The sequence below is a fragment of the Pseudonocardia sp. UM4_GMWB1 genome, assembly GCF_017312155.1.
Taxonomy (GTDB): domain Bacteria; phylum Actinomycetota; class Actinomycetes; order Mycobacteriales; family Pseudonocardiaceae; genus Pseudonocardia; species Pseudonocardia alni.
Window position 1 is genome coordinate 1,636,835 of record NZ_QJPN01000001.1, and the last position, 23,949, is coordinate 1,660,783.

Annotated in this window: 24 protein-coding genes; 11 read left to right on the top strand and 13 right to left on the bottom strand. The window is 74.0% G+C overall.

The features are described 5' to 3' along the window. Window positions 1-88: 88 nt before the first annotated feature. The gene (gene murA / locus DMP15_RS07950; protein WP_073578508.1) at window positions 89-1,357 is read left to right on the top strand and encodes a UDP-N-acetylglucosamine 1-carboxyvinyltransferase; all 1,269 of its coding nucleotides are present in this window, start codon (window positions 89-91) and stop codon (window positions 1,355-1,357) included. Window positions 1,358-1,557: 200 nt separating this feature from the next. Continuing rightward, complete coding sequence (locus DMP15_RS07955; protein WP_073578507.1) at window positions 1,558-2,409, top strand: DUF1206 domain-containing protein; 852 nt, start codon at window positions 1,558-1,560, stop codon at window positions 2,407-2,409. A 4-nt stretch (window positions 2,410-2,413) separates the two neighbouring features. On the opposite strand, the gene DMP15_RS07960 is transcribed toward DMP15_RS07955, so the two are convergent. Further along, the gene (locus DMP15_RS07960) at window positions 2,414-2,746 is read right to left on the bottom strand and encodes a hypothetical protein (protein WP_062397345.1); all 333 of its coding nucleotides are present in this window, start codon (window positions 2,744-2,746) and stop codon (window positions 2,414-2,416) included. A gap of 218 nt (window positions 2,747-2,964) precedes the next feature. On the opposite strand from DMP15_RS07960, the gene DMP15_RS07965 reads away from it, so the two are divergent. Further along, window positions 2,965-4,983 carry a protein meaA gene (locus tag DMP15_RS07965; protein WP_073578506.1) on the top strand — a complete coding sequence of 673 codons (2,019 nt, stop codon included), beginning with the start codon at window positions 2,965-2,967 and terminating at the stop codon, window positions 4,981-4,983. Between the two features lies 1 nt (window position 4,984). On the opposite strand, the gene DMP15_RS07970 is transcribed toward DMP15_RS07965, so the two are convergent. From DMP15_RS07970 to DMP15_RS08000, 7 genes are all read right to left on the bottom strand, one after another. After that, window positions 4,985-5,131, bottom strand: coding sequence for a hypothetical protein (locus DMP15_RS07970; protein ID WP_157818323.1), 147 nt, complete (start codon window positions 5,129-5,131; stop codon window positions 4,985-4,987). A gap of 205 nt (window positions 5,132-5,336) precedes the next feature. Next, the gene (locus DMP15_RS07975) at window positions 5,337-5,852 is read right to left on the bottom strand and encodes a protein kinase domain-containing protein (protein WP_073578505.1); all 516 of its coding nucleotides are present in this window, start codon (window positions 5,850-5,852) and stop codon (window positions 5,337-5,339) included. Next, the gene (locus tag DMP15_RS07980) at window positions 5,849-6,292 is read right to left on the bottom strand and encodes a hypothetical protein (RefSeq protein WP_139283052.1); all 444 of its coding nucleotides are present in this window, start codon (window positions 6,290-6,292) and stop codon (window positions 5,849-5,851) included. Before DMP15_RS07980 ends, DMP15_RS07975 begins: the two co-directional genes overlap by 4 nt. Window positions 6,293-6,294: 2 nt before the next feature. Next, window positions 6,295-6,579, bottom strand: coding sequence for an FHA domain-containing protein (locus tag DMP15_RS07985; protein WP_073578503.1), 285 nt, complete (start codon window positions 6,577-6,579; stop codon window positions 6,295-6,297). A 19-nt stretch (window positions 6,580-6,598) separates the two neighbouring features. Then, entirely contained in the window at window positions 6,599-7,753 is a 1,155-nt protein-coding gene (locus tag DMP15_RS07990; RefSeq protein WP_337825588.1) for a methyl-accepting chemotaxis protein, read from the bottom strand. Between the two features lie 34 nt (window positions 7,754-7,787). Further along, window positions 7,788-8,693 carry a transporter substrate-binding domain-containing protein gene (locus tag DMP15_RS07995; protein WP_073578501.1) on the bottom strand — a complete coding sequence of 302 codons (906 nt, stop codon included), beginning with the start codon at window positions 8,691-8,693 and terminating at the stop codon, window positions 7,788-7,790. A gap of 23 nt (window positions 8,694-8,716) precedes the next feature. Continuing rightward, window positions 8,717-9,490 carry an enoyl-CoA hydratase-related protein gene (locus DMP15_RS08000; protein WP_073578500.1) on the bottom strand — a complete coding sequence of 258 codons (774 nt, stop codon included), beginning with the start codon at window positions 9,488-9,490 and terminating at the stop codon, window positions 8,717-8,719. A gap of 105 nt (window positions 9,491-9,595) precedes the next feature. Between DMP15_RS08000 and DMP15_RS08005 the strand changes: the two genes are divergently transcribed. Beyond that, entirely contained in the window at window positions 9,596-10,312 is a 717-nt protein-coding gene (locus tag DMP15_RS08005; protein ID WP_073578499.1) for a TetR/AcrR family transcriptional regulator, read from the top strand. Between the two features lie 29 nt (window positions 10,313-10,341). Further along, complete coding sequence (locus tag DMP15_RS08010; RefSeq protein WP_073578498.1) at window positions 10,342-11,580, top strand: cytochrome P450 family protein; 1,239 nt, start codon at window positions 10,342-10,344, stop codon at window positions 11,578-11,580. Here DMP15_RS08010 and DMP15_RS08015 read toward each other — a convergent pair whose 3' ends face one another. Beyond that, window positions 11,581-12,117: an NUDIX domain-containing protein gene (locus tag DMP15_RS08015; RefSeq protein WP_073578593.1), complete on the bottom strand. Its 537-nt coding sequence runs from the start codon at window positions 12,115-12,117 to the stop codon at window positions 11,581-11,583. Window positions 12,118-12,162: 45 nt separating this feature from the next. Between DMP15_RS08015 and nucS the strand changes: the two genes are divergently transcribed. From nucS to DMP15_RS08035, 4 genes are all read left to right on the top strand, one after another. Continuing rightward, complete coding sequence (gene nucS, locus DMP15_RS08020; protein ID WP_073578497.1) at window positions 12,163-12,822, top strand: endonuclease NucS; 660 nt, start codon at window positions 12,163-12,165, stop codon at window positions 12,820-12,822. Between the two features lie 62 nt (window positions 12,823-12,884). Beyond that, window positions 12,885-14,417, top strand: a complete 1,533-nt coding sequence (locus DMP15_RS08025) for an aldehyde dehydrogenase family protein (RefSeq protein ID WP_073578496.1) — start codon at window positions 12,885-12,887, stop codon at window positions 14,415-14,417. 139 nt (window positions 14,418-14,556) lie between these two features. Beyond that, window positions 14,557-16,341: a 3-hydroxyacyl-CoA dehydrogenase family protein gene (locus DMP15_RS08030; protein ID WP_337825589.1), complete on the top strand. Its 1,785-nt coding sequence runs from the start codon at window positions 14,557-14,559 to the stop codon at window positions 16,339-16,341. Between the two features lie 113 nt (window positions 16,342-16,454). Further along, window positions 16,455-16,691 carry a hypothetical protein gene (locus DMP15_RS08035; protein WP_083474308.1) on the top strand — a complete coding sequence of 79 codons (237 nt, stop codon included), beginning with the start codon at window positions 16,455-16,457 and terminating at the stop codon, window positions 16,689-16,691. Window positions 16,692-16,772: 81 nt separating this feature from the next. On the opposite strand, the gene DMP15_RS08040 is transcribed toward DMP15_RS08035, so the two are convergent. The 3 genes from DMP15_RS08040 to mce all read right to left on the bottom strand — a co-directional run bounded on the left by DMP15_RS08040 (window position 16,773) and on the right by mce (window position 20,229). Then, window positions 16,773-18,119: a hypothetical protein gene (locus DMP15_RS08040; protein WP_139283049.1), complete on the bottom strand. Its 1,347-nt coding sequence runs from the start codon at window positions 18,117-18,119 to the stop codon at window positions 16,773-16,775. A 130-nt stretch (window positions 18,120-18,249) separates the two neighbouring features. After that, the gene (ccrA, locus tag DMP15_RS08045; protein ID WP_073578493.1) at window positions 18,250-19,581 is read right to left on the bottom strand and encodes a crotonyl-CoA carboxylase/reductase; all 1,332 of its coding nucleotides are present in this window, start codon (window positions 19,579-19,581) and stop codon (window positions 18,250-18,252) included. Window positions 19,582-19,770: 189 nt separating this feature from the next. Beyond that, complete coding sequence (gene mce, locus DMP15_RS08050; RefSeq protein WP_062397320.1) at window positions 19,771-20,229, bottom strand: methylmalonyl-CoA epimerase; 459 nt, start codon at window positions 20,227-20,229, stop codon at window positions 19,771-19,773. Between the two features lie 138 nt (window positions 20,230-20,367). Here mce and DMP15_RS08055 point away from each other — a divergent pair, with 138 nt between their 5' ends. After that, the gene (locus DMP15_RS08055; RefSeq protein WP_073578592.1) at window positions 20,368-21,555 is read left to right on the top strand and encodes an acetyl-CoA C-acetyltransferase; all 1,188 of its coding nucleotides are present in this window, start codon (window positions 20,368-20,370) and stop codon (window positions 21,553-21,555) included. A 76-nt stretch (window positions 21,556-21,631) separates the two neighbouring features. Next, window positions 21,632-22,624 carry a methylmalonyl Co-A mutase-associated GTPase MeaB gene (meaB, locus tag DMP15_RS08060; RefSeq protein ID WP_062397318.1) on the top strand — a complete coding sequence of 331 codons (993 nt, stop codon included), beginning with the start codon at window positions 21,632-21,634 and terminating at the stop codon, window positions 22,622-22,624. Window positions 22,625-22,640: 16 nt separating this feature from the next. Here the strand turns inward: meaB and DMP15_RS08065 are convergent, their stop codons facing one another. After that, complete coding sequence (locus DMP15_RS08065) at window positions 22,641-23,744, bottom strand: hypothetical protein (RefSeq protein WP_073578492.1); 1,104 nt, start codon at window positions 23,742-23,744, stop codon at window positions 22,641-22,643. Between the last annotated feature and the right edge of the window lie 205 nt (window positions 23,745-23,949).

The following is a 23,949-nucleotide window of genomic DNA, read 5'->3' on the forward strand; positions in this document are numbered from 1 at the left end:
GATGCGGGGGTGCGTCGGACGGTCCGAAGGGTCAGGGCCGTCCGGGGCGGGCATCCGGCGTGGTGACGGTCCCGTTACCGTTCCGGTCGTGGTGGAGCATTTCGCGGTCAACGGCGGGGCCCGGCTGAGCGGGTCCGTCGACGTCGTCGGGGCGAAGAACAGCGTGCTCAAGCTCATGGCGGCGGCGCTGCTGGCCGAGGGACGGACGACGCTCGAGAACTGCCCGGAGATCCTGGACGTGCCGCTGATGGCCGACGTCCTGCGAAGCCTGGGCTGCACGGTCGCGATCGAGGGGTCGACCGTGCACATCGACGTGCCCGCCGACCCCGGGGCGGAGGCCGACTACCGTTCGGTCTCCAAGCTGCGCGCGTCGGTGTGCGTGCTCGGGCCGCTGGTCGCGCGCTGCCGGCGGGCGGTCGTCCCGCTCCCCGGGGGCGACGCGATCGGTTCGCGGCCGCTGGACATGCACCAGAACGGGCTGCGCAAGCTCGGCGCGACCACCGACATCGTGCACGGCAGCGTCACCGCGACGGCGGGCGACCTGCACGGCGCGCAGATCTGGCTGGACTTCCCGAGCGTCGGCGCGACCGAGAACATCCTGATGGCCGCGGTGCTCGCCGAGGGCACGACGGTGATCGACAACGCGGCCCGCGAGCCGGAGATCGTCGACCTCTGCGTGATGCTGCAACAGATGGGCGCGAAGCTCGAGGGCGTCGGGAGCTCCACGCTGACCGTGCACGGCGTCGCGGGGCTGCAGCCGACCACGCACCGCGTCATCGGGGATCGGATCGTCGGTGCGACCTGGGCGTTCGCGGCCGCCATGACCCGGGGCGAGGTCACCGTGCGCGGCGTCGACCCGCACCACATCGACCTGGTCCTCGACAAGCTCCGCAGCGCGGGCGCCGAGATCGCCACCGCCGAGCAGGAGTTCTCGGTCGCGATGCCCGGTCGCCCGGAGGCGGTCGACTTCGTGACACTGCCCTACCCGGGGTTCGCGACGGACCTGCAGCCGATGGCGATCGCGTTGTCGGCGATCGCCGAGGGCACCTCGATGATCACCGAGAACGTGTTCGAGGCCCGGTTCCGCTTCGTCGACGAGATGGTGCGCCTGGGCGCCGACGCCCGCACCGATGGGCACCACGCCGTCGTACGGGGGCGGCCGGAGCTGTCCAGCGCGCCGGTGTGGGCCAGCGACATCCGGGCCGGCGCCGGGCTGGTGCTGGCCGGGCTGTGCGCACGGGGCACGACCGAGGTCTGGGACGTCGCGCACATCGACCGCGGCTACCCGCGGTTCGTGGAGAACCTGTCCGCGCTCGGCGCCGACATCCGGCGGGTCGCGGGCGAGCCGGAGCGGTAGACGCTCGGCCCCGCAGGGGCGCCGACGGCGGCTCGCCGTGGCGGCGCCGGTACCCGGCGGCGAACCGGCCGGGGTGGGCGACACCCCTCGGCGCGACACGGCCCGGGTGCGGCCTCGCCGTTGCTCCGAACGGCCCACCAGCCCGGCGGACCGGTCCGCGCCGTGCCACCCTTCGCGTCGACTCGACGAGGAGGCCCGTCATGGTGAGCACCCCCGACGCCGCGGACGTCTCGCAGGCCGGCCGCAGAGCGGGCCGCGGGGCGCGGGACGCCGCGCACTCGACACCGGTGCGCGTCGCCGCCCGGGTCGGCATCGCCGCGAACGGGGTGCTGCACCTGCTGATCGGCTGGCTCGCCGTCCAGATCGCGCTCGGCTCGGGCGGGCAGGCCGACCAGAGCGGCGCCCTCGGGGCGATCGCCGCCGAGCCGGCGGGCCGGGTGTTCCTGTGGGTGCTGGTGGTCGGGTTCGCCGCGGTCGTCCTGTGGCGGACGGTCTCGGCGGTGTGGGGCTTCCACTACGTCGGCGACAGCACGAAGCGGACGGTGAAGCGGGTCGTCGCCGGCGGGCAGGCGGTCGTCTACGCCGTGCTGGCCGTCACCGCGGCGACCACCGCGGTCAGCGGGCGCGCCTCGAGCGGCGGTGGTGGGCGGGCGACCGCCGGACTGCTCGGCCTGCCGGGCGGGCAGGTCCTCACCGCGCTCGTCGGGCTGGGTGTGCTGGTCGGCGGCGGCGTGATGGCCTGGAACGGCTACCGGAAGAAGTTCACCGAGGACCAGGACCTCGGCGGCGCCGACAGCCGGCTGCGGCGGATCAACGCCCGTACCGGGCAGGCCGGGTACATCGCCAAGGGGATCGCGATCGGTGCGCTGGGCATCCTGCTGGGCGTCGCCGCGCTGACCTTCGACCCGCAGCGCGCGAACGGGCTGGACTCGGCGCTCAAGACGCTGCGCGAGCAGCCCTACGGGGTGTTCCTGCTGGTCGCGGTGGGCGTCGGGATCGCCTGCTACGGGGTGTTCTGCTTCCTCGACGCCCGCTACCACCGGGTGGACTGAGCGCTCAGTCCAGGGAGCGGCGGCTCAGCACCACGCGGGCGTCCTTCACGTCGCGGGGGAAGACGAGCAGCGCCCAGCCGCCGCCGTCGGCGCGCGAGGTCGTCGCGCGGATGCCCTCGGAGCGCAGCCGGTCGCGCAGCACGCGGGCGGCCTCCTGGCCCGGTACCCGGGAGACCTCGGTGAGCAGCCCGGTGGCCACCGGGTCGTCCGGGTCGTCGGTGGGCAGCGCGTGGTGCTTCTGGTGGCCGTAGGTCCAGCGCAGCAGCAGCCCGAGCACCAGCAGCACCACCGCCAGGCCGATGACGGCGCCGAGCCGCGGGACCAGGTCGAGCTCCATCCGCCGATGGTCGCACCCGGACGGGCGACGCGCCCTGTCCGAGGGGTCGGGTGGTGAACCGATCCAGCGCTCGGTTTCCCGCGCGCGTCGCGTACTTTGCCGAACACGCCGACTGTGACGAGGGACGACTCCGTGCCCGTCGCCGGCTACTGACGAGTAGTCTCTGTCCGCATCACAGGCAGTGCCGACTGTGCTCCCGCGACGACACGGAGGTTCCGGTGCCGTACCCCACCGATCGTGAGCGCGACCGTCCGTGGGTGATCCGCACCTACGCCGGTCACTCCTCGGCGGAGAAGACCAACGAGCTCTACCGCCGCAACCTGGCCAAGGGGCAGACGGGTCTGTCCGTGGCCTTCGACCTCCCGACCCAGACCGGCTACGACCCGGACGACGAGCTCGCCAAGGGCGAGGTCGGCAAGGTCGGCGTGCCGGTCAGCCACATCGGTGACATGCGCACGCTCTTCGAGGGGATCCCGGTCGCCGAGGCCAACACCTCGATGACGATCAACGCCCCGGCGATGTGGCTGCTCGCGCTGTACGTGGCCGTCGCCGAGGAGCAGGCGGAGCAGTCCGGCCTGGACTACGCCGAGGTCCGCGCGAAGCTGGCCGGGACGACCCAGAACGACATCGTCAAGGAGTACCTGTCGCGGGGCACCTACGTGTTCCCGCCCGGGCCCAGCCTGCGGCTGATCACCGACATGGTCGCCTGGTCGGTCGGCGAGATCCCCAAGTGGAACCCCATCAACATCTGCAGCTACCACCTGCAGGAGGCCGGGGCCACACCGACCCAGGAGCTGGCCTACGCGCTGTCCACGGCGATCGCCGTCCTCGACTCGGTGCGCGACTCCGGGCAGGTGCCGCCGGAGAAGTTCGGCGACGTGGTCGGGCGCATCTCGTTCTTCGTCAACGCGGGCATCCGGTTCGTCGAGGAGATGTGCAAGCTCCGGGCGCTGGGCAGGCTCTGGGACGAGATCACCCTCGAGCGCTACGGCGTGCAGAACCCCAAGCAGCGGCGCCTGCGCTACGGGGTGCAGGTCAACTCGCTCGGCCTGACCGAGGCACAGCCGGAGAACAACGTCCAGCGCATCGTGCTGGAGATGCTCGCCGTGACCCTGTCCAAGGACGCCCGGGCCCGTGCGGTCCAGCTGCCCGCCTGGAACGAGGCGCTGGGCCTGCCGCGGCCCTGGGACCAGCAGTGGGCGCTGCGGATGCAGCAGGTGCTGGCCTACGAGACCGACCTGCTGGAGTACGAGGACATCTTCGACGGGTCCCGCGTCGTCGAGGCGAAGGTGTCCGAGCTCGTCGAGGGAGCCCGCGCCGAGATCGACCGGGTGCAGGAGATGGGCGGGGCGGTCGCGGCCGTCGAGTCCGGCTACATGAAGGGCGAGCTGGTCAACTCCCTGGCCGCCCGCCGTCGCCGGCTGGAGTCCGGCGACGAGGTCGTGGTCGGGGTCAACAAGTTCGACACGACCGAGCCGAGCCCGCTGCAGGCCGAGGGCGCCGAGGCGATCTTCACCGTCGACCCGGCGACCGAGCGGTCCGCCGTCGAGGCGATCCGCGAGTGGCGCGCCGCGCGGGACCAGGACGCCGTCGACGAGGCGCTGCGGGCCCTGCGCGACGCGGCCAAGACCGAGCAGAACCTCATGCAGGTCTCGATCGACTGCGCCAAGGCGGGCGTGACCACCGGCGAGTGGTCGGGAGCGCTGCGCGAGGTGTTCGGCGAGTTCCGGGCCCCGACCGGGGTGGCCGGCGCCAGCATGTCCGGCGAGGGCGCCACCGAGATCTCCGAGGTCCGCGAGCGGGTCCGCGCCACCGGTGACGAGCTGGGCCAGCGGTTGCGCATGCTGGTCGGCAAGCCGGGCCTGGACGGCCACTCCAACGGCGCCGAGCAGGTCGCCGTCCGCGCCCGCGACGTCGGGTTCGAGGTCGTCTACCAGGGGATCCGGCTCACTCCGTCGCAGATCGTGGCGGCCGCGGTGCAGGAGGGTGTGCACGCCGTCGGGCTGTCGGTGCTGTCCGGGTCGCACCTGGAGGTCGTGCCCGCGGTCGTGCAGGGGCTGCGCGACGCCGGTGCCGGGGAGGTCCCGGTCGTCGTCGGCGGGATCATCCCGCCCGAGGACGAGAAGCGGCTGCGCGAGGGCGGGGTCGCGGCGGTGTTCACGCCCAAGAACTTCCGGCTGACCGGGATGATGGACGAGATCGTCACCCTGATCCGGCGGTCCCAGGGTCTGGACTGAGTCAGCCCAGCCGCGTGCGCGCGGTACCGGCGAGGCGGGCGGCCAGGTCGCACAGCTCGCCGGTACCGAGGCCGCCCTCGGCGGTCGTGACCCGCAGCACCTCCGACATGGGCCGCCCGTTGGTGCCGACGAAGTCCCGGACGGGCACCTCGGCGTTGCAGGCGGTGTCGCCGTCGGCGCGTGTCCAGGTGCCGGTGCCGGGACCCGGCCGGCGTCGGTGCCCCGCGGGTCGTCGTAGCGGTCGGAGGACAGGGTGATCTGCAGGGCGTCGTCGGCGTCGCCCGCGTTCCAGCCGCACCGCCGGCCCGCGACGTCGCGGAAGAACCCCGAGCGGATCGGCCCGGGCAGCACGGTCAGGTCCTCCGGACGCAGCAGGGTGCACCCGTCCGCAGCCCACAGCGCGCTCGGCGTGGGCGGTGTGCGGCGGGGTACACCGTGGGCCAGGGTGGCCGCCGCCGACGACGCGGCCGCTTCGGCGGGGGCGCGCGGTCCGGGGCCACCTGCGCCCCGATCCGGGCGGCGACGCCGGACGGCAGCGGTCCGGATCGGAGGAGCAACGCCGTGAGGCTCTCCGCGGGCACGTTCTCCATGATCAGCAGCGGGCCGCCGTCGAGTTCCAGGACGTCGAAGACGGTGACGATCCGGCCGTGGTGCAGCTGCGCGGCGACCGCGGCCTCCCGGCGCAGCCGCCGGGTCGCCGCCGGACCGGACCCGTCGGACCCGCTCGGGTCGCGGTCGTCGGGGAGCAGGACCTGCTCGAGCGCGACGTCGCGCGGCAGCACGGTGTCCCGGGCCCGGTGCACGACGCCCGTCCCGCCGGCGCCGAGCCGCGGGCCGACGGTGTAGCGCCCGGCGAGGACGGTGCTCACGGTGTCTCCCTGTTCAGTGCGTCGAGGTCGGCCGCGGTGATCGTGCGGCTGCGGACGAGCTCGGCGACGAGGTTCTCGTCCAGCGCGTCGCCGACCGGCGGCTCCACCTCCTCGGCGAGGAGCTCGGCGACACCCGCGGAGGAGCGCCGCTCGCGGACCGCACGCACGGTGTGCTCGGCCCGTCGGTGGGTCCAGCCCGCCTCCGGGGCCAGCGCCTGCATGCCCTCCCCGACCTGCCGCCAGCGCTGGGGCGTGGGGCGGGAGTCGCCCTGCAGATGGCGCCGGGCCGGCAGCACGACGACCCGGCGCTCGTCGGGTTCCAGCGGCCAGACCGGGGGCTCATAGGTGTGCGCGTCGGGTGGGAGGGCGCCGGTGCCACCCGGTTCCGGGCCGCTCACCCGAACCTCCAGGGCGTGCCCGCGCCCGGGGGAGCCGAGCACGGTCAGCAGCGTGTGGCCGGCCGCCGGCGGCACGGGTGGATCGCCCGGGCGCAGCTCCGTGCCCGCGGGCAGCCGGATCGCGGTCGGCCGCCGTCGTGCACCCACCACCGGCCGTCGTCGAAGCACAGGAGGCCGTGCTCACGGCTGATCCGCAGGTCGCCGAGCGCCAGGTGCACCAGCGGCCGCTTGCGGCCGAAGACGACCTCACGGCCCTGGCGCGGACCGAACGTCGCGTTGCTCTCGAGGGTCCGTGCGTACAACGTCTGCTCGCCGCAGATCCGGTCCACGCCCGGTCCTCCCGGTGGGTCAGCTCTCGTCCTTCTCACTGCCCCGGCGGCTCAGCAGCTTGAAGCCGGGAATCCCGATGATCGCCTGCCGGACCTCCTTGAGCACGTCCAGGAGCTCGTGCACGTCCGGTCCGACACGGTCGAGCGTCGTGAGGATCGGCATGATGTCCTCCTCCATGTGCTCGGTGAACTTCGGCAGCTGGTCCACCAGCCGGATCGCGGCGCGCACCTCCTCCTCGGAGAGCTCGTCGACGAAGCGCTGGGCCAGCGGAGCCGCCCGGCGGGCCAGCGGGCCGTAGAGGTCCAGCAGCTCACCGGCCTGCTCGCTGGCGCCCGCGGCCTGCCCGACGACCTCGCCCGCCCGGTCGGACACCGCCTTCGCCGCGGTGACGACACCGGTCGCGTCGGTGGTGACGGTCTCGACCTGCCCGATGAGGCCGCCGGCGCGCTCGCTGATCTCGCCGACGGTCCGGATGAGTCCGCCCGCCTCGCCGGTGACCGTGTCCACCCGCGCGAGCAGCCCGCTCGCGTTCCCGGTGACCACCGATACCTGCTCGACGATGCCCTCGGCGTTCTGCGAGACCGTGGTGACCCGCCGGACCAGGTCGCCCGCCTCCTCGGACACCGTGGTGACGCGCCGGACCAGGTCGCCCGCCTCGTCGGAGACGGTGGTGACCCGGCGGACCAGGCCGTCGGCCTGCTCGGACACGGTGGTGACCTTGCGGACCAGGGTGTCGGCCTCGTCGGCGACGCCGGTGACCCGCCCGACCAGCTCCTCGGCGTTCCCGGCGACGCCGGTGACCCGCCCGACCAGCTCCTCCGCGTTCCCGGCGACGCCGGTGACCCGGGCGACGAGCGCCTCGGCCTGGTCCGCGACCGGCCGGACCCGGGCCACGAGTTCGGTCGCCTCCCCGGCGACGGTGTCGACGGTCCCGATCAGCCCCTCGGCCCGGTCGACGACGCCGTCCACCCGGTCGAGCAGCTGCTCGGCGCGGGTCGCGATCGTGCCGATCCGGCCGACCAGCGAGCCGACCTCCTCCAGCAGCTCCCCGGCCCGGGCGGGCAGCCCGGCGACGGTCCCGGCGAGGTCGCCGGTCGCCTCGACCACGGAGGCCGCGCCGGAGAGCAGGTCGGACGGGCCGGGAACGTCGATACCCGCGATGCGCAGCGCCATGGCCCGGATCATTCCAGTCCGGCGGCGGCGCGGCTCAGGAGTCGGGGGTGCGGGCGCAGAGCTCGTCGACGGTGAGGTCGCGTGGCGGCAGGTTCGCCGCGGTGAACCCGAACGGCGCGGCGAGCTCCAGCCAGCGCCCGGAGTCCTGCAGCGCGGTGAGCCCGCGGTCGAACTCGTCGCGGAAGGCACCGTCGGCGGGGCGGAACGCGAACGCCCCTGCCCCGACGACCGGTCGCCCCGCCACCTCGGGGGCGAACGCGGCGGTCACCTCCAGACCGATGCCCGCGTTGCGGCGGACCTCGTCGAGCAGCGAGATGCGGGTGAGCGCCCCCACCTGCGCACCGCCGTTCGCGACCTCGCGCACCAGCGCGCCCTGCGAGTCGACGGTGACGATGTGCTCGGCCCGGATGCCGGCCGCGAGCGCGTACTCCTGCTCGGCGCTGCCGTCGAGCACCGCCAGCGTCGCCCCGGACCGGCGGACCCCGGCCAGTGTCGCGACGCCCAGCGGGTTCCCGGCCGGGACCACCAGGCCGGTACCCGCCACGTAGTCGGGGCGGGAGAACGCGACCTGCTGGCAGCGCAGCGCGGTGATCGTCAGTCCGACCGCGATGACGTCGAAGCGGCCGTCGAGCAGGCCGGGGACGAGCTGGTCGAACTTCGTCTGGACCGCGGCCAGGCCGCTGCCGCCGAGGTCGGTGACCACCGCGCGGGCCACCTCCGGGCTCTCCCCGGTGGCCCGGCCGGAGCCGTCGGTGTAGCCGAACGGGCGCTCCCCGGACAGCCCGACGACGACGTCGCCGCCGGCTCGGAGCCGGGACAGCGGGTCCGACGGCCCTCCGCAGCCGCCCAGCAGTGGCCCGGCCAGGGCTGTCCCGCCGAGGGCGGCGGCCGCCCCCAGCAGGCGCCGCCGGCTCAGCCGGGTGGTGGTGCGGATCTGCATGGTCCCGCGAGCCTAGGTGTCGATCAGTCGGTCCACTCGGGGGCCCGCTTCTCCAGGAACGACGCCATGCCCTCGCGGGCGCCCCCGGACTGCGACATCGACGCCATGACCTCGGCCGCGACACTGTAGGCGTCGGCCTCGGGACGGTCGAGCTGGGCGTAGAGGGTCTGCTTGCCGACGGCCTTGGACAGCCGGCTCCCGCGGGTCGCGCGGGCGAGCAGCTCGTCCACGCGGGCGTCGAGGTCGTGGTCGGGGACGGCGTAGTTGACCAGGCCCCAGTCGGCGGCGGTCGCCGCGTCGATCGGGTCCCCGGTCAGGGCCAGCTCCATCAGCCGCTTGCGGCCGATGTTCCGCGCGACCGGGACGGCCGGGGTGTGGCAGAACCAGCCGCCCTTGCCGCCGGGCAGCGCGAACGTCGCGGACTCCGCGGCGACGGCGAGGTCGCAGGACGCGACGAGCTGGCAGCCCGCGGCCCAGGCCGTCGCGTGGACCCGGGCGATCACGACCTGCGGCACCTCCTGCACGGTGCGCATGACCGTCGTGCACAGCCGCAGCAGGGAGCGGACCCCCGCGAGGTCGCGGGCGGCGACGTCGCCGAAGTCGTGGCCCGAGGAGAAGGCCTTGCCCTCCCCGGCGAGCACGATCCCGGTCGCGTCGCTGCGTCCGGCGCTCTCGAAGGCGTCCAGCAGCTCGCGCAGGTGGTCCTCGGTGAGGGAGTTGCGGCGCTGCGGGCGGTTCATCGTGATCCGGACCGTGTCGCCGTCCTGTTTCACCAGGAGGTGCTCGTAGTCGGTCATGGACCGACGGTAGCCCGGAATCCGCTCGTCGCCGAGGGGCGGACGCGCTACGGTGACCTGGTGACCGAATTCGTTGATCCGGTCACGCCGAGGAGCGGGGGAGCGGTGGCGGTACCGGACGTGGTCGCGGCGGAGGGCACCACGCGGATGGAGCGGGTGCTCGACGCGGCGGCCGAGCTGCTCGTGCGACGCGGCTACCGGGGTGTGACCGTCGAGGACGTCGCGCGCCGGGCGGGGGTCGGCAAGGGCACCGTCTACCTGCACGTCCGCACCAAGGAGGCGCTGTTCCTCACCGTGCTGCTGCGTTCGCAGCGGCGGCTGTTCGCCGACCTGGCCGACCGGATGCTCGTCGAGCCCGTCGTGGCGCTGCCCTGGGGCATGTCGCGCGAGCTGTACGAGCGGCTGCGCGCCGACGAGGTGGCGCGTGCGCTGTACCTGGGCGACGGTGAGGTCCTCGGCCGGCTCGCGCACGAGGCCGCCGGGACCCTCGGGGAGCTGGGCCGCCGCCGGGACGCCGTGGTGCGCGAGCACTTCCGGGTGCTGCGGTCGGCCGGCCTCGTCGACGACGCGCTGTCCCCGGACGAGCAGATCCACGCCTGGGGTGCGCTGACCTGGGGCTACCTGTTCACCGAGAGCGCGGCGAGCCCGTTCGTCCCCACCGATCCGCGGCGCACCGCGGAGCTGATCGAACACGGTGTGGCCCGCCTGCTGACCGGGCCCGCCCCGGTCGCCCCTGCCTCGGAGGTCGCCGCGGCCGTCGCCGGTCTGTACCGGCCGCTCGTCGAGCACATCGACGCGGAGTGGAGACGTCGCGTCCGCTGACCCGGGCGCGCGAGGAGAGGAGTCCCGAGATGGCCGCACCGAGTGCCGTGGACCTGATGGACCCGGCCGTCACCGCCGACCCGTACACCGCCTACGGGCGGATGCGCGAGCAGGCGCCCACCACCACCGTGACGATGCTGGGCAGCCCGCCCGCCGTGCTCGTCACCCGCTACGACGACGTCCGCACGGTCCTGACCGACCCGCGGTTCGTGACCGATCCGGCGCTCGCCGGCGGGCCGGACACCCGCGAGCAGATCATGGCGACGATGGGGGTTCCCGACGACGTCGCGGGCTACCTGGTGCGCAACATCCTCACCACCGACGGCGACGAGCACACCCGGCTGCGCAAGCTCGTGTCGCGCGCGTTCACGGTGAAGCGGGTAGCGGCGCTGCGCCCGCGGGTGGAGGAGATCACCGCCGCCCTGCTCGACGAGGTCGCCGCCGCCGGGGCCGGTGGCGCGCCGGTGGACCTGGTGGAGGCGCTGGCCTACCCGCTGCCGATCACCGTGATCTGCGAGCTCGTCGGGGTACCCGAGCCCGAGCGCCCGCAGTGGCACGAATGGGGAGCGGTGCTGACCACGATGGACCGCGAGCGGACCGGGCCCGCGCTGCGGGCGGCGATCGCCCACGTGCACGCCCTCGTCGACGCCCGCCGGGCCGAGCCCGCCGACGACCTGGTCAGCGCCCTGATCGCCGCCCAGGACGACGACGGCGACCGCCTCTCGGACCGCGAGATGGTCACGATGATCTTCGCGATCGTCATGGCCGGGCACGAGACGACGGCGCACCTGGTCACCAACGGCGTGCTGGCGCTGCTGGGCGCCCCGGACCAGCTCGCCGCGCTGCGGGCCGACCCGGCGGGCTGGCCGGGCGCGGTACACGAGCTGATGCGCGCCCGCGGCCCGGTGCAGTTCACCCAGTTCCGGTACCCGACCGTCGACGTCGAGCTGGGCGGCACCGTCGTGCCCGCCGGGACCCCGGTCATCGCCGGGCTGCTGCCGGCCAACCACGACCCGCGCGCCTACGACCGGCCCGACGAGCTCGACGTCGCCCGGGAGACCGGGCGGGGCGAGGGACACCTCGGGTTCGGACAGGGCGCGCACTACTGCCTGGGCGCGGCGCTGGCCCGGCAGGAGGGCGAGGTGGCCTTCCGGACGCTGTTCGAACGCTTCCCCGGCCTGCGGCTCGCCGTGCCGGCCGCGGAGGTCGCCTGGCTGCCCCGTCCCGGGTTCAGCCGGGTGGCGGCGCTGCCGGTGCTCACCGGGTGATCAGGTGCCCGCGTCGTACAGGGTGAGCAGTGTCCAGGCGGCGAGGGACTGGGCGTCGGTGAGCTCGCCTCGGCCCACCATCGCCGCCAGCTCGGCCGGTGTGAACCAGGCGGCGCGCATGTCCTGCTCGGAGTGCTCGCGGCGCGGCGGGCCCGCGGTCAGCCCGGTCGCGAGGTAGACGTGACCGCGCTGGCTGGACATGCCCGGCGCGCAGTCCAGCGTGCCGAGCAGGGTCATCCGCGCCGCGGCCAGCCCGGTCTCCTCGACGAGCTCGCGCACCGCCAGCTCGGCCGGGTCCACGTCGGCCCGGTCGGGCGCGGTGCCCGCCGGGAACTCCCAGCGGCGGCCGCCCACCGGGTAGCGGTACTGCTCGACCAGGTGCAGACGGCCGTCGTCGTCGCGGGGGATCACCAGTGCGTAGGTGGGCTTGTCGACGACGCCGTAGATCCCCCCGGTGCCGTCGGCACGCCGGATGCCGTCCTCCCGGACGGTCATCCAGTCGTTGGCGTACACCCGGCGGCTCGAGGTCTGCTCGATCACCCGCCCAGGATGATCCCTCCACCCGGCCTTACAGTGAGCAGGGTGCGTCTCGTCATCGCCCGCTGCCAGGTGGACTACGTCGGACGGCTGACCGCCCACCTGCCCATGGCCCCCCGGTTGCTGCTGGTCAAGCGGGACGGCTCGGTGAGCATCCACGCCGACGACCGCGCCTACAAGCCGCTCAACTGGATGTCGCCACCGTGCTGGCTCACCGAGGAGCCCGGCGTGTGGACGGTGAAGAACAAGGCCGACGAGTCGCTGGTCATCACCATCGACGAGGTGCTGCACGACTCCAGCCACGAACTCGGCGTCGACCCCGGCCTGGTCAAGGACGGCGTCGAGGCGCACCTGCAGGAGCTGCTCGCCGCGCACCCGGAGACCTTCGGGGAGGGCCACACGCTGGTCCGCCGCGAGTACATGACCGCCGTCGGCCCGGTCGACCTGCTGCTGCGCGACGGGAACGGCGCGCACGTCGCGGTGGAGGTGAAGCGCCGCGGCGAGATCGACGGCGTCGAGCAGCTCACCCGGTACCTGGAGCTGATGAACCGCGACCCGCTGCTCGCGCCGGTGCACGGGGTGTTCGCGGCCCAGCAGATCAAGCCGCAGGCCCGTACGCTGGCCGTCGACCGCGGTATCCGCTGCGTGACCGTCGACTACGACGCACTGCGCGGGATGGCGCGCGACGACCTGCTCCTGTTCTGAGGCGGCCCCGCCGGGCCAGCGCGGGCCCGGCCGGGCCCTGCCACGGCGTCTAGCCTGACCACGTGAGTGCCACCGCCGCTGACTCCGCCCCCACGACCGCCGCCGTGCCCGCCTCGGGGGACTTCGCGTCCCTCTCCCCGCGCACCGGGGAGGAGCTCGCCCGCTACCCCGTCCACGACGGTGAGCACGTGCGTGCCGCCGTCCGTGACGCCGGCGAGGCCGGGGTGTGGTGGGACGGGCTCGGGTTCGCCGAACGCCGTCGCCGGCTCGCGGCCTGGAAGAAGGTGCTGGTCGCGCAGCTCGACCGGGTCGCCGGTGTCGTCGCCGCCGAGACCGGCAAGCCGCTCGACGACGCCCGCCTCGAGGTCGTGCTCGCCATCGACCACCTGGACTGGGCCTCGGCCAACGCCGCGAAGGTGCTCGGGAAGCGTTCGGTGTCCCCGGGCCTGCTGATGGCGAACCAGGCGGCGTCGGTGGCGTACCGGCCGCTGGGCGTCGTCGGCGTCATCGGGCCGTGGAACTACCCGATCTTCACACCGATGGGCTCGATCGCCTACGCGCTGGCCGCCGGCAACACCGTGGTGTTCAAGCCCTCGGAGCTGACCCCGGGCGTCGGGCACGAGATCGCCCGCACGCTCGCCGAGGCCGTTCCCGAGGTGGGTCGGTACCCGCTGCTGACCGTCGTCACCGGGTTCGGGCCGACCGGCGCCGAGCTGTGCCGCGCCCCCGGGGTCGGCAAGATCGCGTTCACCGGGTCCGCCGCGACCGGCCGCCGGGTGATGGCCTCCTGCGCGGAGAACCTGGTGCCGGTGCTCATGGAGTGCGGCGGCAAGGACCCGCTGATCGTCGACGCCGACGCCGACCTCGACGCCGCCGCGGACGCCGCCGTCTGGGGCGGGATGTCCAACGCGGGCCAGACCTGCGTCGGGGTGGAACGGGTCTACGTCGTCGAGTCCGTCGCGGGCCGGTTCCTGGAGAAGGTGCGGGCCGCGGCGTCGAAGCTGCAGGTCGGCACGGCCACGAACGAGGGCGACCTCGGGCCGATGACGATGCCGTCGCAGACCGAGATCGTGCGCCGGCACGTCACCGACGCCCTGGAGCGCGGCGGCCGCGCGATCGTCGGCGGCGCCGACTCGGTGCCCGCCCAGGGCGGGTCGATCTCGCCGGTCGTCATCGCCGACGTGCCCGAGGACTCCGTCGCGGTCACCGAGGAGACCTTCGGCCCGCTGGTCGTGGTCAACCGGGTGCCCGACGTCGACGAGGCGGTCCGCCGCGCCAACGCCACCGGCTACGGCCTCGGCGCGACCGTGTTCTCCGCGAAGCACGGCGAGCGGATCGCCGAGCGGCTCCGCTGCGGGATGGTCTCGATCAACGGCGTGATCTCCTTCGCCGGGATCCCGTCGCTGCCCTTCGGCGGGGTGGGGGAGTCCGGCTTCGGACGCATCCACGGCGCCGACGGCCTGCGCGAGTTCACCCGCGCCCAGTCGATCGCCCGGCAGCGGTTCGGGATGCCGATCGTCGTCACCAGCTTCAAGCGGACCGCGCGCACGATGCAGACGCTGGTCGGGATCGTGAAGGCCCGCCACGGGCGCTGAGGGGCCCCTCACCCGACGACCAGGACCGTTCCCGCACGTCGGGGTGGTCCTGGTCGCATGTTACCCACTGGTAGCGCTTCCGGATGACAGGATGCGCGACGACGCGGAAGACAGGGTTGTCGAACCAGGAGGTTGCAGCGTGGCACGTGAGTTCCGGACCGTCGGAGTGGTCGGCCTCGGCACGATGGGGGCGGGCATCGTCGAGGTCTTCGCCCGCAACGGTCTCGACGTGGTCGCCGTCGAGGTGGACGAGGCGGCGGGGGAGCGTGGCCGGGCCCACCTGGCGGCCTCGACCGACCGCGCCATCGAGCGCGGCAAGCTCACCCGTGAGCAGGCCGACGAGCTCCTCGGTCGCATCACGGTGACCACCACCCTGGCCGACCTGGCGCCGGCGCAGCTGGTCGTCGAGGCCATCCCGGAGAGCCTGGACGCCAAGACCGCGCTGCTGGCCGAGGTCGACAAGGTCGTCGCCGAGGACACCATCCTCGCCTCGAACACCTCGTCGCTGTCGGTCACCGAGCTGGCCGTGCGCACCACGCGCCCCGGCAAGGTCGTCGGGATGCACTTCTTCAACCCGGCACCGGTGCAGAAGCTGGTCGAGGTCGTGCGGACCGTCGTCACCGAGCCCGACGTCATCTCCGACGTCCAGGCGTTCGCCGACTCCCTCGGCAAGGTCCCGGTCGTCATCGGCGACCGCGCCGGCTTCATCGCCAACGCGCTGCTGTTCGGCTACCTGAACCACGCGGCGAAGATGTACGCCGAGCGCTACGCCAGCCGCGAGGACCTCGACGCCGGCATGCGCTACGGCTGCGGCTACCCGATGGGCCCGCTGGCCCTGCTCGACCTCATCGGCCTCGACACCGCCTACGAGATCCTCGAGACGATGTACGGCGAGTCGCGCAACCTGATGCACGCGCCGAACCCGGTGTTCAAGCAGATGATCACCGCCGGGCTGCTCGGCCGGAAGACCGGGCGCGGCTTCTACACCTACTCCGCCCCGCACAGCTCCACCGTCGTCGCCGACGGTGAGACCCCGGCCTCGGCCGTGCCCGACGACGTGACCCTGCGCGACGTGGCGCGGGTCGGCGTGATCGGCACCGGCACCATGGCCTCGGGCATCGTCGAGGTGTTCGCCAAGGCCGGCTACGACGTCGTCGTCCGCGGGCGCAGCGACACCAAGGTCGAGGGCTCGGTCGCGCTGGTGCGCAAGTCCCTGGACAAGGCGGTCGCGCGCGGCAAGCTGGACGAGGCGGGCCGCGACGCCGTCCTCGCCCGGATCAGCGGCACCACCGCGCTGGAGGACATGGCCGAGGTCGACCTCGTCGTCGAGGCCGTCGCCGAGGAGCTCGACGTCAAGCGGGCGATGTTCGGCGCGCTCGACGAGATCTGCAAGCCCGGCGCGATCCTGGCGACGACGACGTCCTCGCTGCCCGTCGTCGAGTGCGCCGCGGTCACGAGCCGCCCCGGCGACGTGATCGGCATGCACTTCTTCAACCCCGCACCGGTGATGAAGCTGGTCGAGGTGGTGTCCACGATCGGCACCTCGCGCGATGTGGCCGCCACGGTCCTCGACGTGTGCCAGAAGCTGAAGAAGGTCCCGGTCAGCTGCGGTGACCGGGCCGGGTTCATCGTCAACGCGCTGCTGTTCCCGTACCTGAACGACGCGGTCAAGATGCTGGAGGCGCACTACGCGACCGCCGACGACATCGACGCGGCGATGAAGACCGGCTGTGCGCTGCCGATGGGCCCGTTCGAGCTGCTCGACGTCGTCGGTCTCGACGTGTCGCTGGCGATCCAGCGCTCGCTGCACGCGGAGTTCCACCAGGCCGGGTTCGCCCCCGCGCCGCTGCTGGAACACCTGGTCACCGCGGGCCGGCTCGGGCGCAAGACCGGTCACGGCTTCCGGGACTACACCAAGCGCTGAGGGATCCCGACACCCCTGGGACACTGGGGGACATGGCAGGACGGCGTGCGCGACGGCCCCGCCCCTCGGAACGGGGGCGGGGCCGTCCCGTCGCACCACCGCTGGGCAGCGGCATGACGACCGACCTGGAGAGCGGCCGCGACGGCGAGCACTACGTCCGCCGGGTGCCGGGCGGCACCACCGTGAAGCACTACCGGTGCCCCGGCTGCGACCAGCTGCTGCCCTCGGGGATGCCGCACGTGGTGACCTGGCCGGCCGAGGACGGCCGCGGGGTCGAGGAGCGGCGGCACTGGCACCTGCCGTGCTGGAACGCGCGCGACCGTCGGCGGGCGGGCTTCCGGCGGCACTGAGCGGCGCGGTGCCGCTTCCCGGCGGTACCGGGCGGCGCGGTGCGGCTCCCGGCGGTCCCGCGCCGCGCGGACGGGTCCCGCTCAGCGGGTGCGTGCGGTGCGCTTGCTGCCGCCGTAGCTGCTGCGGGCCCGCGGCGAGGGCCGGGGGCGGCCGGACCCGGAGCTCCCGCTGCCCGCCGGCCCGGCCGGGGGCTCCGGCTCGCTCTCCGCGGCGGCGGACCGGCGCTCCTTCGCCGTGACGGCCTCCTCGACCGTGCGGGGCGTGCTCGCGGGGGTGTCGGCCGCGCCCGGCGCGGCGGGAGCCACGGTGGTCCGCGGCTCGGTGATCCCGGCCGGGGGCTGCTCGACGGGGGCCTGCCCCGCGGGCGGCTCGTCGGCGGGCAGGTCGGTCAGGGCCGGGCCCGCATCGAGGTCGTCGACGCCGGACTCGATGAGCGACCGCGCGCCACGCAGCTGCTCGGCGACCCGGGCGCGCAGCCCGATGAGCTGCTCGACGCGGCGCTGGGCGGCGGAGGTGGTCTCCTCGGCGTCCCGGCGGGCGTCGGACCGGATCTTCTCGCCGTCGGCGCGGGCCTGGTCCAGGTCGCGGCGGATCCGCTCCGCGGCCTCGCGCTCACGGCGCGAGATGTCGGCCTCGAGCGCGTCGCGCTCGGCGAACAGCGAGGTCAGCGCCTCGGTACGGCGCTGGTCCATCGCGATCCGGAAGTCGTGCTCGACCTGCTCGCGGTTCTCCCGCGCCTCGGTGTCGGCGCGGGTGATCCGGGCGGTGACGGTGCGCTCGGCCTCGGTGAGCTCGCGCTCGGTGGAGCTGCGCTGCTCGGCGAGGTCGCGCTCGGTCGTCGTGCGCTGCTCGACCAGTTCGGCCTCGGTGACGCGTCGCCGTTCGGCGAGCTCGGCCTCGGTGCGCTCACGCAGCGCGGCCAGCTCCCGCTCGACGCGGGACTGCTTCTCCTCGACGGCGCGCTCCCGCTCGGCGGACCGGTGCGCGGCCTCCGCGGCCGTGGCCTCGGCCTGCGCGAGGGTCTGCTCGGCCCGGACGCGCGCGTCCTCGACGACGGTGCGGGCGTGCTCCTCGGCCCGGCGGCGCTTCTCGGCGATCTCGCGGTCCGCCGCGGCGTGCATCTCGGCGACCTCGTCCTCGGCGAGACGCAACATCGACCGGAGCCGCTCGCTCATGCCCTGCACGCTCTGCGGCGGGCCGGCGAGCCGGTTGACCTGCTGCTGCATGGCCTCGGCGCGGGTACGGGCGTCGTCGAGCTCGCGGCTCAGCCGGGTGTTCTGGGCGACCGCCGCGTCACGGTCGGCCGCCAGCATGCGCACCTCGGCGTCGAGCCGGCGCAGGTGGCTGTCGACCTGCGCCTGGTCGTAGCCGCGGCGCGCGATCGAGAAACCGGTCCGGGGTACGGGCACATCGTGGTCACCGGCCATGTCGTTCACCGTACCGTCGCCGACGTTCCACAGCCGTGAGTTCGCACCGAGGGTCACGGGGTTCACCCCGCTATGGACAGAGGCCCCGTCCGTGTGACACGGACGGGGCCTCCGGACGACCGATCGGGGGTCAGACGCCCCGGAACCGGTTGATGCCGGACAGGTGCTTCTCGCGCTTCTCCGGGTTCGTGACACCGAGGCCCTCCTCGGGAGCCAGCGCGAGCACGCCGACCTTGCCCTGGTGGAGGTTCTGCTTGACGTCGTTGGCGGCCTGGCCGGTCTCGGTCAGCGGGTACACCCGCGACAGCGTCGGGTGGATCATGCCCTTGGCGACGAGCCGGTTGGCCTCGTAGGCCTCGCGGTAGTTCGCGAAGTGCGAGCCGACGATCCGCTTGAGGTTCATCCACAGGTAGCGGTTGTCGAACTCGTGCATGTAGCCCGAGGTCGAGGCGCAGGTGACGATCTGGCCGCCCTTGCGGGTGACGTAGACCGAGGCGCCGAAGGTCTCGCGGCCCGGGTGCTCGAAGACGATGTCGGGGTCCTCGCCGCCGGTGAGCTCGCGGATCTTCGCGCCGAGCCGCTTCCACTCCTTCGGGTCCTGGGTGGTCTCGTCCTTCCAGAACTTGTAGCCCTCGGCGTTGCGGTCGATGACCAGCTCCGCGCCCATGTCGCGGCAGATCTGGGCCTTCTCCTCCGAGGAGACGACGCAGATCGGGGTGGCGCCGCCGTTGAGGGCGAACTGGGTGGCGTAGGAGCCGAGGCCGCCGGAGGCGCCCCAGATCAGCACGACGTCGCCCTGCTTCATGTCGGCGCCGTTCTTCGACACCAGCTGGCGGTAGGCGGTGGAGTTGACCAGGCCCGGGGACGCGGCCTCCTCCCAGGTGAGGTGGTCCGGCTTCGGCATCAGCTGGTTGGACTTGACCAGGGCCAGCTCGGCGAGGCCGCCGAAGTTGGTCTCGAAGCCCCAGATGCGCTGCTCCGGGTCCATCATCGTGTCGGAGTGCCCGTCCGGGCTCTCCAGCTCGACCGAGAGGCAGTGCGCGACGACCTGGTCGCCCGGCTTCCAGCTGTTCACGCCCGGCCCGGTCCGCACGACGACGCCGGCGAGGTCGGAGCCGACCACGTGGTAGGGCAGGTCGTGCCGCTTGGCCAGCGGCGAGAGCTTGCCGTAGCGCTTGAGGAAGCTGAACGTCGAGACCGGCTCGAAGATGGAGGTCCAGACGGTGTTGTAGTTGATCGCACTGGCCATGACGGCCACGAGCGCCTCACCGGGGCCGAGTTCGGGGACCGGGACGTCCTCGACGCGCAGGCTCTTGCGCGGGTCCTTCTCCTTGGTGGTCAGACCCTCGAACATGTCCGCGTCCTCGGCGCGGACGGTGACGCCCTGGTAGTGCTCGGGCACCTCCAGGCCTCCGACGTCGGTGAACTGTCCGGCGAGGATGGCGTCGCGGATGTCCTTCACTGCTGGCCTCCGATGGCGACGTTGTCAGGGGAGTCGGGTGGGCTCACCCGATGATGCTTGGGATACCGCAAGTTACTGCGTAGTATCTTAACCGTAGGTCGCCGGTGAGGGTGATACCCGAAGTGCGCTTCGTGATGCACCCCACCGGACGTGCGTACTGTCCTTCGGGACGGGGTCGTGCCTCGTCCGTCAGTGCGCGTCCGCGGCCGGCTCGACGAGCTCGACCAGCACTCCGCCGGCGTCCTTCGGGTGCACGAAGTTGACCTTCGAGTTCGAGGTGCCGCGGCGCGGGGCGTCGTAGAGCAGGCGCAGGCCCTTCGCCCGCAGCGCGTCCGCCGCGGCGGCGACGTCGGTGACCCGGTAGGCGACCTGCTGCAGCCCCGGGCCGTTGCGCCCGATGAACTTCGCGATCGTGGAGTCCTCGTTCAGCGGGGCGAGCAGCTGCACCTTCGTGGCGCCGGCCGCCTCGCCGGGCGCCCCGAGCATGGCCTCGCGCACGCCCTGCTCGGTGTTGGTCTCGGTGTGCACCGCGACCAGGCCCAGGTTCTCCGCGTACCAGCGGATGGCCTCGTCCAGGTCGGGCACCGCGATGCCCACGTGGTCCACGGCCACGACCAGCGGCGACAGGGCGTCCTCGGTTGTCGTCATGGGGGCACAAGCTACCGGTTCTACTCGTCGGTAGGTGCCTGTGCCACTGGTCACCCCCACCGTTCGGTGCGTCCGGACGGGTCGTGGCCGTGGGTATGGTGGCGGCCCACCTGACAACGAAGCCTGATGGAGGACCCCGTGTCCGGAACCGTGATCGTCGCCGGCGCCCGCACCCCGATGGGCCGTCTGCTCGGCTCCCTGAAGGGCTTCTCCGGGGCCCAGCTGGGCGGCGTGGCCATCAAGGCCGCGCTCGAGCGCGCCGGTGTGGCCCCCGACCAGGTCCAGTACACGATCATGGGTCAGGTCCTCACCGCCGGCGCGGGACAGATCCCGGCGCGTCAGGCCGCCGTCGAGGCCGGCATCCCGATGGACGTCCCGGCGCTGACCATCAACAAGGTCTGCCTGTCCGGCGTCGACGCCATCGCGCTGGCCGACCAGCTCATCCGCGCCGGCGAGTTCGACATCGTCGTCGCCGGTGGCCAGGAGTCGATGACCCAGGCCCCGCACCTGCTCACCAAGTCCCGCGAGGGCACCAAGTTCGGTGACGCCACCCTCACCGACCACATGGCCTACGACGGTCTGTTCTGCGCGTTCGACCAGGTCGCGATGGGTGCCTCCACCGAGAAGTACAACGAGCGCTACGGCCTGACCCGCGAGGAGCAGGACGCCTTCTCCGCCCGCTCGCACCAGCGCGCCGCCCGCGCCGCGCAGGACGGCACGTTCGACCAGGAGATCGCCCCGGTCGAGATCCCGCAGCGCAAGGGCGACCCGGTCGTCTTCTCGACCGACGAGGGCGTGCGCGGCGACACCACCGCCGAGAGCCTCGGCAAGCTCCGGCCCGCCTTCGCCGCCGACGGCACCATCACCGCGGGGTCGGCCTCCCAGATCTCCGACGGCGCGGCCGCCGTGGTCGTGATGAGCAAGGCCAAGGCCGAGGAGCTGGGCCTGGACTGGATCGCCGAGATCGGCGCCCACGGCGTCGTCGCCGGTCCGGACGCCTCGCTCCACGAGCAGCCCGCGAACGCGATCGCCAAGGCGTGCGAGAAGGAGGGCATCCAGCCCGCCGACCTCGACCTCGTCGAGATCAACGAGGCCTTCGCCGCGGTCGGCATCGTCTCCGCCCGCAAGCTCGGCATCGACGAGGAGAAGGTGAACGTCGACGGCGGCGCCATCGCCCTCGGCCACCCGATCGGCATGTCCGGCGCGCGGATCGCGCTGCACCTGGCGCTCGCGCTCAAGGCGCGCGGCGGCGGCGTCGGTGCGGCCGCGCTGTGCGGCGGCGGTGGTCAGGGCGATGCGCTGATCGTGCGCGTCCCCCAGGCCTGATCTCCGTGTGATGCACGTCGGCCCCCGCCTCGGCGGGGGCCGACGTGCATCCGCCCCCCCGACAAGGAGGCCGACCGTGCCCGGACCGCCGGACCCCCGCGACCTCGTGGAACGCGCTCGCCGCGGCGAACAGCTCGCCGTCGCCCGGCTCATCTCGATGGTGGAGAACGCCGGCCCGCAGCTGCGGGAGGTGTCGGCGGCGCTGTCGCCGCACACCGGGCGCGCGCACGTCGTCGGGCTGACCGGGTCCCCGGGGGTGGGCAAGTCGACGTCGACGTCGGCGCTGGTCACCGAGCTGCGGACGCGCGGACGCCGGGTCGGGGTGCTGGCGGTGGACCCGTCCTCACCGTTCAGCGGCGGGGCGCTGCTGGGCGACCGGGTGCGGATGGGCGACCACGCCGACGACGACGGCGTCTTCATCCGGTCGATGGCCACCCGCGGGCACCTGGGCGGGCTGTCCTGGGCGACGCCGCAGGCCCTGCGGGTACTCGACGCCGCGGGCTGCGACGTCGTGCTGATCGAGACCGTCGGTGTCGGGCAGTCCGAGGTGGAGATCGTCGGGCTCGCCGACAGCACCGTCGTGCTGCTCGCGCCCGGGATGGGCGACGGCATCCAGGCGGCCAAGGCCGGGATCCTGGAGATCGGCGACGTCTTCGTGGTCAACAAGGCCGACCGCGAGGGGGCCCGCCGCACGGTGCGGGAGCTGCGGAACATGCTCCACCTGCGCACCCCGGACGGCGCCGGGAGGAGCGCAGGCGGAACGAGCATCGGCACCGAGCCGTGGGAGCCGCCGGTGCTCTCGACGGTCGCGTCCCGCTCGGAGGGGATCGGGGCCGTCGCCGACGCCCTCGACGAGCACCTCGCCTGGGCCGAGAAGTCCGGTGAACGGGAGCGGCGGCGCCGCGAGCGGGCGCGCCGTGAGATCGAGGGCATCGGGATGGAACAGGTCCGGGCCCGGATGGAACGGGTGCGTGGCGGCGACGCGCTCGACACCCTCACCGAGCGGGTGCTGGGCGGCGAGCTGGACCCGTGGGCCGCCGCCGACGAGCTGCTGGAACAGTCGGGCTGAGCCGATGCCCCCCCGGTCAGGGGGGCGTGGCCCCGGGCAGCGTCGCGAGCCGGTCGAGGACGCGCTGCGACCCGCTGCGCAGGGCGAGTGCCCGGGCCCGGGCGTGGGCGGCCCGCGCGGCGGGGCCGTCGCCGTCGCGCAGGGCGGCGAGCACCTCGTCCAGGGCGAGGTCGGTGCGCTCGCGGACCGGGCTCTGCGGCGGGCCGTCGGCGACGGTGAGCCACGCGGGGGCGGTGTGGACGTCGATGGTCGGGCAGGGCCCGGGGCCGGCCCGTCCGGTCCCGCCGCTGTGTCCGGTCCCGCCGCTGTGTCCGGCCTCGCCCCCGGGGGCGGCCTCCCCGGGCCCGGCGGCGCCCGTCGAGGTGGTCGCGCGCCGTCCGGTGGCGCCGTGCGCTCCGACCGGATGCGGAGCACCGTCCTGCGCGTCGACGGCCGGCAGCTCGGCCAGCAGCCGCTCCCGCCGGTGCCGGGCCTCGTCCGCGGTGCCCGGGTCACCGGCTCGCAGGGCGGCGGACTCCGCCTCGACGTAGGCCGCCCACGCCCGGTCCGGGGCGGCACGGTCGCGTTCCTGGTCCCCGAGCCGCAGCGCGGCCGCGGCGAGCAGCCCGGTGAGCGCCCGCACCCGGCGCGGGTCCCGCGCGTGCGCGGCCGGCTCGCGCAGCTGGGCGACCACGGCGGCCACCGCGTCGTGGGCGGCGGCCGTGCCCAGCCGGTCGTCCAGCGCGGTGGTGGCGGCCCACTGGGCGCGCAGCAGGTCCAGCTCCTCCTCCCCGACGGCGGCGGCCCGCTCCAGCGCCGCACGCAGCCGCGCCGCCCCGTCGAGGGGGTCCGGTCCGGTCGCGTCGGCGAGGCCGAGCCCGGCGGGGGTGCTGTCGTACAGCTCGGCCAGGAGTGCGCGGTGCGCGGCGTCCGGGACCGCGTGGCCGTTCTCCCAGCGCGACAGCTGGGTCTTCAGGCTCGCGGCCCGCGCGGTGCCGCCGCTCCCGGCGACGAGCGCGGCCAGCGCGCGGGCCGCCTCGGACTGGGACCAGCCCCGCCGGTCGCGCGCCGCCCGCAGCGCCGCGCCGGTACCGGGCCGGGCGGGGGAGGGCCGGTCGGCAGAGGGCGGTGGAGCGTGCACGCGACCGATTCTGTCGGTGCCCCGTCGTAGGGTCAACACCGTTGACGCAACCCGCGTCACCACCACCCCCGAAACCTCCGGAGCGTGCCCGTGGACCTCATCGACTACCTGGCGTGCGTGGGTCTGTCCGGCCTCAGCGGAGCGCTGGCCGGGCGGGCCGCGGTGCGGCGGATGCTGTGGCCCCGGCCGCCCCGCGGATCGGTGA